The following is a 13,424-nucleotide window of genomic DNA, read 5'->3' as shown; positions in this document are numbered from 1 at the left end:
CGCGCTCAGGCATCCAGCGACAGTGGCGCTCCCAGCCACTTGCTCGCTGGCTGTGGCTGCGCGAACAGAAACCCCTGACCGAACCGGCAGCCGATACGCTGCAGTACCCGCATCTGCGATTCGGTTTCGATGCCCTCGGCGATCACCTGCATGCGCAGCGAGTCCGCCAGCGCCTGGATGGCCCGGACGACCGCCGTGCTATGCGCCTGATCGTCTTCCGCCGGAAGCTCGATGACAAACGAACGGTCGATCTTCAGCGTCTCGATCGGATACTGATGCAGATAGCTCAGTGACGAGTACCCGGTACCGAAGTCATCCAGCGCGATGCCGACACCGTGCTCGCGCAGGTGCTCGAGAATACGTTTGACCTGCGCCGGATTCTCCAGCAGCGCGCGCTCGGTCACCTCGACGCGAATACAGCGCGCGGGTACGCCGTGCTGTGCGAACAGGTCCAGCAACCGCTGATCGAGATCGGCCGAGCGGAAATGACTGCCCGACACGTTGATGCTGATGAAGCCCTCGTCGCGCGTAAGCGCACGGGCCTGCCGCGCCACCTGCTCGAAGATCTGCCAGTCGATCGCCTCCGAACAACCGGTGTCCTCGGCAACCGCGAGGAATTCGCCGGGCGGAAGCAAGCCGCGCTCGGGATGGCGCCAGCGCAGCAGCGCCTCATAGCCGACGACGCGTAAGGTCGCCAGTTCGACGATCGGCTGGAAGAACGGCACGAACTCATTGCGGGTGATCGCCCGCCGGAGGTCGCCCTCGAGCTCGAGCAGCGAAAGCGCTTCACGGCGCAGGCGATCATCGAAGACGGCGGCGCGATGGCGTCCCTCGTCCTTCGCGCGATACATGGCCGAATCGGCGTCGCGCAGCAGTTCTTCCGGTCGCGTGTATTCGGGCGTCGGCAGCGCGATACCGATGGATGCGGAGGTGAAGATCTCCTTCGCGCCCAGGCGGAAGGGTGTCTGCAACTGCGCGATGATGCGCTCCGCGATGTGCGTGGCCGCCTGGGGATCGGTGATGCCCTCGACCAGCACGGCGAACTCGTCGCCGCCCAGACGCGCGACGACATCGCGCGTCTTCAGGCAGGCACGCACGCGTCCGCCGACCTGGAAGAGGAGATCGTCGCCGACCAGATGACCGACCGAGTCGTTGATCACCTTGAAACGGTCGAGATCGATGAAGAGCACGGCGAACAGTTCGCCCGGGTTCTCGCGGTAATGGTTGAGCGCCTGCTCGAGTCGCTGCAGGAGCAGCGTGCGGTTGGGCAGGCCGGTAAGCGAGTCGTGCAGGGTTTCGTATTTCAGCCGGCGTTCGACGCGTTCGCGCTCGGCGATCTGCTCGCGCAGGTCACGGTTGGCCAGCGCCAGGGCACGGGTGCGCTCGGTGACGCGTCGCTCGAGGCTGGCGTAGGCCTGCTTCAGCGATTCGGTCGTGTACTTGCGCTGCAGCGCGTTGGCGATGTGGTAGCTGACGAACGTCAGCAATTCCTGGTCGCGCGCGCTGTACGTGTGTTCGGGCGAATAGCTCTGCACCGCGAGCACGCCCATCGACTTCTCGTTCCAGATCAGCGGAACGCCCAGCCAGTGAAGTGAGCGCGCGCCGCTGGTGGAAAGGACCTGGTCGCGATTGAGGCGGTCGATCTCGTCGCGATCGGCCAGCAGCGCCTTGCCGTTACGCAGCACGAATTCGGTGAGGCCACGCCCCAGCTCGCGCGGCTCGCGCACGCCATCGAGTTCGTCGACGGAGTAGGGGAAGGTCAGCTTGTTCTGGTCTTCCGAGAGCAGCGCGATATAGAAGTTGCGCGCGTAGAGCAGGCCGCCGATGACGCGATGCACGGCGGCATAGAAGTTCTCGATACTGTCCGACGTATTGGCCAGCTCGGCGATACGGAACAGGGCCGCCTGCAGGCGTTCGCCGCGCTGACGCTGCAGGACCTGCTGGCGCAGCACGCGGTTGGCCTCACGCAGGGCCGCGGTTCGCGTGGTCACGCGTCGCTCGAGTTCCTCGTGCGCCTGGCGTCGTTCGAGCGCCGTCTGCACGTGCTGCGCGACATAGGTAAGGAGTTCGCGGTCGTTTTCGCTGTAGTGCGTGTCGTCCCGGTAACTCTGCACCACCAGGGCGCCCACCACGTCGTCACCGCGCTTCATCGGTACGCCGAGCCAGTCGTCGCTGGGCGGGCCGATGGCCACGCGTGGACCCGGGAGGCTCTTTTCCAGCTCGGAGCTGGCGCCCATCATCGAACGCCCGCTCTGCAGCACGTGCCAGGTCAGGGAGTTCTCGATCGCGTCGATCAGGCGGATGCCTTCGGGATCCGGCGTGTCGTCGTCGACCGTGTCGACGAAATACGGAAAGCGTACGGTCCGGTTCTGCGCGTCGTACAGGACGATGAAGAAGTTTTCGGCGTACATGAGGCTGCCCACGATGCTGTGCAGCGCACTCATCATGTCCTTCATGTTGTGCTCGGCACCCGCCTGCTCGGCGATGGCGTAGAGCGCGCGTTGCAGCCGTTCGGCCAGCGCCAGGCGCGAGATCGCCTCGTAAAGATTCGCGGTTTCCGCAAGCTGGCGTAGCCGGGCGGAGGCAAGCCTGCCCAGCCAGGACACCATGTCGATCGAGGCGGAGGCGTCGCGATCGTCGGTGCCGAAGCCCAGCGTCCGCCCTGACTGCGGGTCGACAGCGAGGTCGAGCGTGGTGCCGGCCGCCATCGGCGCGTCGTCGACGCGCAGCCAGGAGACCCGGGCGTCGGGCAGGAGGCAGCGCGCGAATGCCTCGCACTCGTCGCGGACCCCATCGGCATCGGCGGCTCTCAGCAGACGCTCGACGGCGTCATGCAGCGGCTCGACCTCCCCTGTGCCGGGTGTTTGCGATGTCGGGCTTTGGGATGGAGCTATGGTCATCGCCTGACGAAGATTCCGGTCGTGGTCGGGCCAGTCTATATGCGTTAACGCAACCGTGCGATGGCCCTTGCAGGTTGCCGAACCCGTTGCGCCCCACGCGCCGCGGTTCCCCCTGTCGTACTAAACGGCAGGTAATCTTTTTCCTGAACCTCGACCGCTCCGGGGTGTTAGTAAAAAGTAAAACGGGGTATAGTCGAGCCGTCCTCGTCGGGCTGAAGGCGGGGGCACGGGGAGGAAACCTTCAGCCGCTTACGACCAGACCCGACATGCGCCGATCCTTACTCACGTTGCTACTTCTGATGCCGCTCGCCGCGGCAGGTCAGAGTGCGTCGGTGGGTCCGGACGCCACGGCGTCCCGTCTGCTGGCCAAGCAGCCGGATGCCTACGCGCAGACGAGCCAGGGTTCCTTGCCGCTGTGGCGCGCCCCCGATGGCCGGATGCTCGCCATCCAGGCCGACGATCGCGCCGATCCCAGCAAGCCGTTGGCCCTCCACGCGGTCGATGCCGGCCCTTTCCTGTCCAGTGGCCTGCAGTACGATCTCGGCCCGCGGCTCCAGGCCCACGCCAGTGTCAGCGGGCAGGGCTGGGCGAATTCGGCCGAATCCTGCGCCGCCGCGGCGCCGGGTGGGCTCGACAACCGTTGCTACACGCCGGGTGCGCCGCCGCGCATCGTCGGCAGCGAAGTCGGCGCGACCTACCGTGGCACGGGTTACAGCCTCGGTCTGGGCGTCGGTTCGAGCCGTCCGACGGGTGGTGGCGCGGCGCTCCCGCGTGTGCTGCCGGGCCTGTCGACCGCATCGGGCCTTCCCATCAGCGCCCTTTCGTCCAGCACCGAGCTCAATGCTCACGGCAGGGTCGATCTCGGTGCGCGCAGCGGTATAGACGTCGGCGCCAGCGTCGGTCGCATCCGCCTGCTGCCGGGCAATCTGCTGGGCATCGGCTCGGTCGACCAGAAAGCGCTGAGCTTCGGCGTCGACCGCGGCTCCGTGTCGGGAGCCATCACCGGCCGCACCATGCAGCCGGAAGCCAACATCGTGAATGGCCTGAACCCGGATCGCCGCTGGAGCGCGGTGGACCTCGGCGTCACCTTCCGCCTGCCATGGCGTGGTGAGCTCTCGGTCGGCGCACAGAACGTCTGGTCCTCGGGCAACGCCCCCGCGAGCCCGGCGGGTCCAGAGCCCGACTCCTCGCGAACGCCTTACGTCCAGTACCACCAGGACCTCTGAACGAACCCGCCGCAAGGCGGGTTCTTCGTTTATGGCGCTGCGGAGGCAGCCGATCCGGTGGACGCCGGCCCTGCTGGCGATCCCGCGGCAGCTGGCCGGCCTGGCGACGATGGCTGGGCTGGGCTGGGCTAGGCTCGGCTTGCGCCATCGCGTTTGGCTTTGTCGCGGTGTGTCGTGTCGCGTTGGAGAGCCGGCGGGGGTGACCCTCGAGGCCACGCCTTCGGCGACCCCTCAGGGAAGGGCCGCTACCGCGGCCGTATTTCAATGGCCTTCGGCCGGGTCGGGCTTCGCCTGGGGGTTTTCGAGTCGGCTGTCCCTGCCTCCCCGAAAACGGCCGGTCATCCCTGACCGGCCCCGCCTGCGCGGCCTTGTCCAGTCGAAGCCCTCGCCTGCAGCTACCGGCCGCGAGGGTCACCCCCGCCGTCTCTTTGGTGTACCGAGGTGGGTTGGTGGTCGAGCGGGGTGTGGTTTCTTCGCTTCGTTGGCTTTTCGCGCGCAGGGCGCGCTCCTACAGGCCGCCATGTATCCCACCATTGCGGTCGCCGTGCGGCAGGAGCGAACCGTGTTCGCGAACCCTCAGCCTAACTAATGCGAACGAGGCGATGCGCTAAGGCAAGCGAGCGGTCCCAGCCAACGAAGCGAACCGCCGTTCGACCCCACGCTGCCTCAGTCCCCGAAAGAGCCGGCGGGTGCCACCCTCGCGTCCGGTAGCCGCAGGCGAGGGCGCCGACTGGAAGAGGCCCGCAGGGGGCCGGTCAGGGATGACCGGCCGTTTTCGGGGAGGCAGGGACAGCCGACTCGAAAACCCCCAGTCGGAGCCCGACCCGGCCGAAGGCCATTGATACACGGCCGCGGTAGCGGCCTTTCCTTATGGGGTCGCCGCAGGCGTGGACGCGAGGGTGGCACCCGCCGGCTCTTCAACGCGACACCACACGCCGCAGTAAAACAAGCCGAGCCGTAAAACAACACCGCCCTTTACCGACAAACTCCGTCCTTCACCCATCGAAGCGCCTCAGCGCCCCTGGCCCCTCAACCGCACGTCGCCGCTGAACGACTCGACGTGAATGAAACCGTTGCCACCGCCCAGGGTGGTCTTCAGTTCCTTACCCGGACCATCGTCACCCTTGGACGGGCTGCCGAAGTCGCTGCGGATCTCGCCGCTGAAGGTTGAGGCCTCGAGCTTTGCCGAGGTGTCGGTCGGCAGCTGCAGCTGGACATCGCCACTCATCGAGTCGACGTTGATCTTGCCGTCGCGTGCCGGGCCACCGGTGACCTGGGTGTCGCCGGAGACCGTGCTGAAGCTCGCTTCCTTCCATGGACCACCACCGATCGTCATGCGGCCGGAGACCGTCTGGGCCTCGATGCGCTCCGTGACCTGAGGTGCCGTGATGTCGCCGGAGACGGTCTGCAGTTCGGCCTTGTCCGAACGGCCGGCGAGGTCGATCGTGCCGCTCACCGTCTGCATGCTGACGTTCGGTGATCGCAGGTTGGCGCGAATGCGACCGCTCACGGAGTTGATGTCGATCTTGCCGCCGTCGAGGCCGTCGACACTGACGGGGGCGCTCACGACATTGATATCGATGGAGACGCCGCGCGGCACGCGCACGTTGAGTACCGTGGGCTGCATGCGGGTGTCGTTGCCCCAGCTGAACCAGTTGCCTTTCTTCTCGTCGCCATCGACATGGATGTCGACGTTCTGGTCGTTGCCTTCGATCTCGAGCGGACGGGCGCCGTCGCCGAGCGTGCCGGAGACCTGCACTTGGTTCTTGTCCCAGGCGGTCACCGTGACTTCGCCCTTGACGTTGTCGATGCTTACCTTCGCGGTCGGACGGATGTCTTTCGACAGGTTGATCGGTGTCGAGGCGAATGCCTGACCGATCGAGAGCGCCAGCAGCAGGGGAGTGAGGTAGAGCGTTTTCATAGCGGTTTGTCCTGGCTGTTCGCGTTAGCCGGCTTGCTTTTCAAAATTGCGCAGACGATCGCGCTGGCGTTCGGTACGTAGCAGCAGGCGCTGCAGCGCGGGAGAGTCGGGGGAGTCCTTCATGGCCTGAGTGAGCTCCATGTGGGCTGCGTCGAGTTCGACCGCCGCGCCGGACAGGCGCGGATCGGCCGGCTTCCAGGGCTGCGTCGTGCTGGCCATGCCATCGCTGCCGGTGGGCCTGGCCAGATGAAGGCCGACGCCGCCGCTCAGGACCGCGACACCGGCGATGGCGGCGGCCATCAGCCAGGGCTGTGCGCGACGCCGACGCGGCTGAGCGATTACGGGCGCTTCGCCGAGGCGGGCGTCGATATCGGCCCACAGGTCGCGATGCGGCGTGACCGGGCGGTTGAGCGAGCGCATCTGGCGCAGATAGTCGAGTTCGTTCATGGCGTCTCTCCCAGTGCGCGGCGGAGGAGCCCGCGCGCACGGTGTAACTGTGCTTTTGAAGACCCCACCGCCATGCCCAGCTCGATGGAGATCTCTTCGTGTTTCCAGCCTTCCACGTCGTGCAGTACGAGAACCGCACGGGCCCGCGGCGGCAATGCCGCGATGGCCTTTTCCAGCTCGTCGCGCTCGATGGCGCGGACGGGATTGTCGGTGGACGTGATGTCCGGCAGATGTTCGTCGTCCATGATGGTGACGGGGTCGGCGTTGCGGGCGCGTATGGACATGAGTGCGACGTTCACGGCCAGACGGTAGACCCAGGTGCCGAAGGCGCTTTCGAAGCGGAAGCTTTCCAGCTTCTGCCAGGCGCGGACGAAGGCCTCCTGGGTCAGGTCTTCCGCACGGGCGTGATCGAAGGCGGCCAGGCGCAGTACCGCGCCGTAGACCCGGTCGGCGTGCCGACGGTACAGCGTCTCGAAAGCCTTGCGGTCGCCACCGATCGCCGCGCGTACGACGTCGTCATCGGTCGATGCGACGGGCAGCTCAGGCTGCATGAAGGACGTGGCGGCGAGGCATAGGGCATTCATCTTGCCAGCTTGGATGCGGGCAAGGGGAAAACGGTTTAACGGGGGCGGCCACGCCGCCACCGCTGGAGCGCGGCCTGCGCGCGAAGGGCATGTCGAAGGCAGGCCACGTCGGGGGCGGATTTCGCGCGCGAGGCGCGCTCCTACAGGGCGCTAACGCTAGGCCACATCGGTTTCCCGGGTCTCCATGGCTTTCTGCAAAGCCTCGCTGACGCGTACCCGCTCAGCCTTCAGCCGCGCCGGCATCCGCTCGCCGAACCCGTCGAGATAAAGGTCGATCGCCCTGAGTTCTTCCGTCCAGCCCTCCAGATCGACGTGGAGCAGCGCGTCGAGCGTAGCGGGCGCCACGGTGAGTCCGTTGGTATTGAGTTCGGCCTTCGCGGGAACCACCCCGATCGGCGTCTCGACACCCTCGGCCTTGCCGGCGACCCGCTGAATCATCCAGTCCAGTACCCGCAGGTTCTCCCCATAACCGGGCCACATGAAACGCCCTTCGCCATCCTTGCGGAACCAGTTGACGTGGAAGATCCGCGGGAGTTTCGCGCCTGGTTTGTCGAACGAAAGCCAGTGCGCGAAGTAATCGGCGAAGTTGTAGCCGCAGAACGGCTTCATCGCCATCGAGTCCCGACGGAGCACGCCGACCGCACCGGTCGCCGCTGCCGTGGTTTCGGAGCCCATCGCCGCACCGATCAGCACGCCGTGCGCCCAGTCTTTCGCTTCGAAGACCAGCGGCACCAGCGAGGGGCGACGTCCGCCGAAGACGATGGCCGAGATGGGGACGCCTGCCGCGTCTTCTGACTCCGGCGCCCAGCTCGGGCACTGCCTGGCGCTGACGGTGAAGCGCGAGTTGGGATGCGCGGCAGGGCCATTGGCATGATCGAACGCGCGCCCTTGCCAGTCGGTCACCGGCTCGCCGTCGCCGAGGCCTTCCCACCACGGCCGGTTGTCGGCGGTCAGCGCGACATTGGTGAAGATCGCATCGTGTCCCAGCGTCTCCAGCGCGGTCGGATTCGTGCCCGCGCTCGTGCCCGGTGCGACACCGAAATACCCCGCCTCGGGATTGATCGCCCAGAGGCGCCCATCGGCACCCGGCGTCATCCAGCAGATATCGTCGCCGACGGTCCAGACCTTCCAGCCCGCCTTCCGGTAACCCTCGGCCGGAATCAGCATGGCCAGGTTGGTCTTGCCGCAGGCGGACGGGAACGCCGCGGCGATGTAGTGCTTCTCACCCTGCGGGTTCTCGATGCCGACGATAAGCATGTGCTCGGCGAGCCAGCCTTCCTGACGTGCCTGATAGCTGGCGATGCGCAGGGCGTGGCATTTCTTGCCGAGCAGCGCATTGCCGCCGTAACCGGAGCCGATCGACTTGATCGACAGCTCCTCGGGAAAATGCATGATGAAGCGGCGCTCCGGGTCCAGGTCGCCCGTCGAATGCAACCCTTTGACGAAGCGACCTTCGCGCTCGATCCGCACCAGGGCAGGCGCGCCCATGCGCGTCATGATCCGCATGTTGGCGACGACGTAGGGGCTGTCGGTGATCTCCACGCCGCAGCGGGACAACGGCGAGTCGATCGGGCCCATGCAATAGGGAATCACATACATGACGCGCCCGCGCATGGCGCCGGCGAACAAGGCGTCGATCTTCGCGTGCGCGTCCGCAGGCGCCATCCAGTGATTGTTCGGACCGGCATCGTCCTGCTTCGGCGTGCAGACGAAGGTCAGGTGTTCGACGCGCGCGACGTCGGACGGATGCGAGCGATGCAGATAGCTGCGCGGGTTGGTCGCCTCGTTCAACGGCACGAGATCGCCGCTGGCAAGCATCGTCTGGATGAGGTCGGCGTATTCGCCTTCCGAGCCGTCACACCAGCGAACGGAGGCGGGGTCGGTCAGCCTTGCGACCTCGTCCACCCATCGGTTCAATGCTTCAAGAGAACTGCCGTTCGAACGCATCCGTTGTGGTCTCCAGGTAAAAGTCCCTGAAGACAGTAGTTTGCGCTTCGTGGTATTGGCAAGGCACGGCGCAACAAATCGAGCCGCACCCCTGTAGGAGCGCGCATCGCGCGCGACCCTCTCGCCTCAGTCGTTCACATGCGCCGGCGTCAACGTCGCAATCATGTGCTCGACATACGCATCGAACTCCTCATGACTCAGGCGCGGCAGACCCAGCGTGAAGTTGAGCTGCAGGAACCCGACATAGGCGGCATACGTCAGCCGTGCACGGTGCAGCGCCACCACGGGATCCAGGCCCGCTTCCTGATACAGCCGCGTGAGGAACTCCATACGCCGCTGCGACACGCGCGACATCACCGGCACCACCTGCGGATGATCCAGCGCTTTGAGCAGGGCCGCGTAGACGCGATGCGGCTGCATCTCGTGGGCCACGCGGCGAAAGAGCTCCGGAAAGCGCTTCAGCGGGTCAGGGATGCGCTCGATCTCGGCTAGCACCTCGCGTTCGCCGTACTCTTCCCAACGCTCCAGCGCGGCCTGAAGCAGGGCTTCGCGCGTGCGGAAGTGCCAGTAGAAGCTGCCTTTGGTCACGCCGAGCCGGCGCGCGAGCGCCTCGACGGCGAGGGCGCCGACGCCTTGCTCGGCGATAAGGGCCAGGGCGCCGTCTTCCCAGTCTTCGGCGGAGAGGCGGACTCGTTCGTTCTTGGCACCGTCGTTCATCGGCGCATGGTAGCGGAGCCGTCGCCGTTTGCAATCCGTGCCCTTCGGTGCATGCTGCATAAGACCTTGACTTGGCTGTTATTGCATGACCGTACGCGGGCGTATTGACGCACCCGGCGACCCGCTACATACTCCGCCGTATGGTTGCCGATCCAGTCCACGTCAGTTCCGCCAAGGCGAGTCTCGTCTCGATCGACGGGATCGTGCTCGCGACCGAGCGCTGGCCGGGCGAACGCTCGCCAGGACTGCTGTTCGCTCACGGCTTCGGGCAGACCCGGCACGCCTGGACCGGCGCGGCGCGTACGCTTGCGGCGCAGGGCTTCGATGCGACCACCTTCGACGCCCGGGGCCACGGCGAGAGCGAGCGCGTCCCGCGAGGCGAATACCACATGGAGCAGTTCGTCGGCGACCTGCTTGCGGTGGCCGGCGTGGCGACCTCGCCGGACGGCCGGCCTCCCGTCCTGGTCGGTGCCTCGATGGGCGGCCTGCTCGGCCTGATCGCGGCGGGCGAGTCCGGCGGTACGTCGCCGTTTTCGGCGCTGGTTCTCGTCGACATCACGCCCCGTTGGGAAACCGCCGGGGTCGAACGTATCCTCGGCTTCATGCGTGCGCACCCTGACGGTTTCGCGAGTTACGACGAGGCGGCCTCGGCCATCGAGGCGTACCTGCCGCAGCGCCGCGAGCGCAAGACGGAGTCGCAGCTGAAGCCGCTGCTGCGGCCGGGTGGTGACGGACGCCTGCGCTGGCACTGGGATCCGGCTCTGCTCGACGGCGTGGTGGCCGAAAGCGAGCGCTACCAGCCGCGGCTTTTCGAGGCCGCCGCCAACGTCGACGTCCCCGTGCTGCTGCTTTCCGGTACGCGCAGTGACGTCGTCTCCAGCCACACCGTGGAAGAATTCCTTCGCCTCGTGCCGCATGCGCGTCACGTGGCACTGCATGATGCGACCCATATGGTCGCCGGGGATGCGAACGACGCGTTCACCCGCGAGATCGCGCGCTTCATGTTCGAGCTTTGATCCACCGTTTCACGCATTGTCTATCCGCTGTTTCCACTGTTCGACTGTAACGAGGTGATTCCGATGTCTGCGATCCTGGTTGTGCTGGCGGCGCTCATCGCCTCCGGTGCCTGCGCTTACCACCGCACGTCCCTGAAGACGTGGGCCATCGCCACGGGTGTCACCATCGTCGTCGTCGGCTTGCTTGCCGGCGCGCCGGTGACCACCGTCGTGCTGCTCATCCTGCTGGCGCTCATCGCCGCACCGCTCCTGATGGTGGATTTCCGCCGCAAGAAGATCAGCGCGCCGCTGCTGTCGATGTTCGCCAAGGTGACGCCGAAGCTGTCCGATACCGAACAGACCGCGCTCGAAGCCGGCACCGTCGGTTTCGAAGGCCAGCTGTTCTCCGGCAAGCCGGAATGGTCGGAACTGCTCCGCCAGCCGAAGCCGGAACTCTCGACCGAAGAGCAGGCCTTCCTCGACGGCCCCGTCGAAGAACTCTGCAGCATGATCGACGACTGGCAGATCACCCACGAACTGGCCGACCTGCCGCCGAACGTCTGGGAGTTCATCAAGAAGAACAAGTTCTTCGGCATGATCATTCCCAAGAGCTACGGCGGCCTCGGCTTCTCCGCGCTGGCTCACTCGGCCGTGCTGCAGAAGCTGTCCAGCATGTCGCAGACCGTCGCCTCCACCGTGGCCGTGCCCAATTCGCTCGGACCGGGCGAGCTGCTGATGCACTACGGCAGCGACGAGCAGAAAAATCATTACCTGCCGCGTCTGGCCGACGGCCGTGAAATCCCGTGCTTCGCGCTGACCGGCCCGTACGCAGGTTCGGACGCCACGTCGATTCCGGATTTCGGCATCGTCACCAAGGGCACGTGGAACGGCGAAGAAACCGTCGGCATCCGCCTCACCTTCGACAAGCGTTACATCACGCTTGCGCCGGTCGCGACCATCGTCGGTCTGGCCTTCCGCATGTACGACCCGGACAAGCTGCTGGGTGAGAAGGAAGACCTCGGGATCACGCTGGCGCTGCTGCCGCGCGAAACCCCGGGGCTGGAAATCGGTCGTCGCCATTTCCCGCTCAACACCCCGTTCCAGAACGGTCCGGTGCACGGCAAGGACATGTTCGTCCCGCTGTCCGTCCTCATCGGCGGTCCGCACATGGCTGGCCAGGGCTGGCGCATGCTCGTCGAGTGCCTGTCGGTGGGTCGCGCCATCTCGCTGCCGTCCAACGCCACGGGCGCGTCGCGCATGGCGGTCTCGGCGACGGGTTCCTATGCCCGTATGCGCAAGCAGTTCGGCCTCGCCATCGGCCGTTTCGAAGGTGTGGAGGAAGCACTCGCCCGCATCGGCGGCCTGACCTACGCCATGCAGGCGCTGTCGCGTGCCACGGCCGCGGCGGTCGACCGCGGTGAGAAGCCGGCCGTACCGTCGGCGATCGCGAAGTATCACGCCACGGAATGGTGCCGCCAGATCGCATCCGACGCGATGGACGTGCACGGCGGCAAGGGCGTCATCCTCGGTCCGAAGAACTATATGGGTCGCGGCTGGCAGTCGGTGCCCATCGCCATCACGGTGGAGGGCGCGAACATCATGACGCGCAGCCTGATGATCTTCGGTCAGGGTGCCATCCGCTGCCATCCTTATGTCCTGAAGGAAATGCAGGCCCTCGGCATCGCGGACTATCGCGAGCGTCTGAAGACCTTCGACAAGGCGCTGTTCGGTCACATCGGTTTCGGCTTCTCCAATGCGGTCCGCAGCTTCGTGCTGGGCATCACCGCGGCGAAGATCGGCGACACCGCGGGCGATGCCTATACACGTCGTTACTACCGCAAGCTCAACCGTTACTCCGCCGCGCTGGCACTCTGCGCGGACGTCGCCATGGGCGTGCTGGGTGGCAAGCTGAAGTTCAAGGAAAAGCTGTCGGCCCGTCTGGGTGACGTGCTTTCGTACCTCTACATCGCCAGCGCGATGCTCAAGCGCTACGAAGACACGGGCCGTCCGGAAGCGGATCGTCCGCTGCTGGCGTGGGCGTTCCACCAGTGCGTGTGGAACATGCAAATGGCGCTGGACGGGGTGATCCGCAACTTCCCGGTCCGCCCGGTAGCCTGGCTCCTGCGTGCGCTGGTGTTCCCGTTCGGTCGTCGCGAAGTGCCGCCGTCGGATCGCCTCGGCCGTCGCGTCGCCGCGCTGATCACGGCGCCCAGCGAAGCCCGCGATCGTCTGACCACGTGGAGCTACCTGACGCCAACGCAAAACAACACGGTCGGTCGCATGAATGCGCTGCTGCCGGACGTCATCGCCGCCGAGCCGGTGGAGCGCAAGTTCGTCAAGGCGCTCAAGGGTGGTCAGCTGAAGGCACACACGTACAACGAGCAGCTTGCCGAAGCCGAGAAGCTGGGCGCCATAAATGCCGCCGAGCGCGATCTGCTGCAGCGTGTCCGTGACGGTGTCGCCGAGTTCATCTCGGTCGATGACTTCGACAGCGAAGAGCTGCGTGCGAACGTGGTGCGCAATGCGGAAGCGATGAAGAAGGTGCGCGCGGCCTGAGCCGTTCGTATCGCTTCACGGAAAAGGCCGCGAGCGATCGCGGCCTTTTTTGTTTTGGCGGAAGCGGGCTCGGCTTTGCCCTCGCATTTGCCTCAAAGCCTCGCCTTGCGGCAGGGGCGTCGCCGGCTGCC

General features: G+C 66.1%; 9 protein-coding genes. 3 read left to right on the top strand and 6 right to left on the bottom strand.

Annotated features, from left to right (window positions below; genetic code table 11):
- Positions 1–5 precede the first annotated feature (5 nt).
- Positions 6–2,900: an EAL domain-containing protein gene (locus J2X57_RS09215; protein ID WP_036115690.1), complete on the bottom strand. Its 2,895-nt coding sequence runs from the start codon at positions 2,898–2,900 to the stop codon at positions 6–8.
- Positions 2,901–3,166: 266 nt separating this feature from the next.
- Here J2X57_RS09215 and J2X57_RS09210 point away from each other — a divergent pair, with 266 nt between their 5' ends.
- On the top strand, positions 3,167–4,126 hold the full coding sequence (locus J2X57_RS09210; protein ID WP_079522821.1) for a hypothetical protein: 960 nt from the start codon (positions 3,167–3,169) through the stop codon (positions 4,124–4,126).
- A 1,012-nt stretch (positions 4,127–5,138) separates the two neighbouring features.
- Here the strand turns inward: J2X57_RS09210 and J2X57_RS09205 are convergent.
- From J2X57_RS09205 to J2X57_RS09185, 5 genes are all read right to left on the bottom strand, one after another.
- A complete protein-coding gene (locus J2X57_RS09205) occupies positions 5,139–6,047 on the bottom strand; it encodes a DUF4097 family beta strand repeat-containing protein (RefSeq protein WP_309866112.1) in 909 nt (302 codons plus the stop codon).
- Between the two features lie 24 nt (positions 6,048–6,071).
- Positions 6,072–6,494: a hypothetical protein gene (locus J2X57_RS09200; protein ID WP_043692517.1), complete on the bottom strand. Its 423-nt coding sequence runs from the start codon at positions 6,492–6,494 to the stop codon at positions 6,072–6,074.
- On the bottom strand, positions 6,491–7,045 hold the full coding sequence (locus J2X57_RS09195) for a sigma-70 family RNA polymerase sigma factor (protein ID WP_036115678.1): 555 nt from the start codon (positions 7,043–7,045) through the stop codon (positions 6,491–6,493). Before J2X57_RS09195 ends, J2X57_RS09200 begins: the two co-directional genes overlap by 4 nt.
- 189 nt (positions 7,046–7,234) lie before the next feature.
- Positions 7,235–9,025, bottom strand: a complete 1,791-nt coding sequence (locus J2X57_RS09190) for a phosphoenolpyruvate carboxykinase (GTP) (protein ID WP_309866108.1) — start codon at positions 9,023–9,025, stop codon at positions 7,235–7,237.
- 126 nt (positions 9,026–9,151) lie between these two features.
- Positions 9,152–9,742, bottom strand: a complete 591-nt coding sequence (locus J2X57_RS09185) for a TetR/AcrR family transcriptional regulator (RefSeq protein ID WP_036115672.1) — start codon at positions 9,740–9,742, stop codon at positions 9,152–9,154.
- 140 nt (positions 9,743–9,882) lie between these two features.
- Here J2X57_RS09185 and J2X57_RS09180 point away from each other — a divergent pair, with 140 nt between their 5' ends.
- Together J2X57_RS09180 and J2X57_RS09175 are read left to right on the top strand one after the other, a co-directional pair.
- Entirely contained in the window at positions 9,883–10,758 is an 876-nt protein-coding gene (locus tag J2X57_RS09180) for an alpha/beta hydrolase (protein ID WP_309866104.1), read from the top strand.
- 63 nt (positions 10,759–10,821) lie between these two features.
- Positions 10,822–13,293, top strand: coding sequence for an acyl-CoA dehydrogenase (locus J2X57_RS09175; protein WP_036115669.1), 2,472 nt, complete (start codon positions 10,822–10,824; stop codon positions 13,291–13,293).
- Positions 13,294–13,424: the final 131 nt, after the last annotated feature.

This window comes from Luteibacter sp. 1214 (genome assembly GCF_031455395.1).
In the GTDB taxonomy this organism is placed as follows: domain Bacteria; phylum Pseudomonadota; class Gammaproteobacteria; order Xanthomonadales; family Rhodanobacteraceae; genus Luteibacter; species Luteibacter mycovicinus.
Note: the sequence above shows the minus strand (reverse complement) of the source record. Positions and strands in the feature narration are given on the sequence as shown.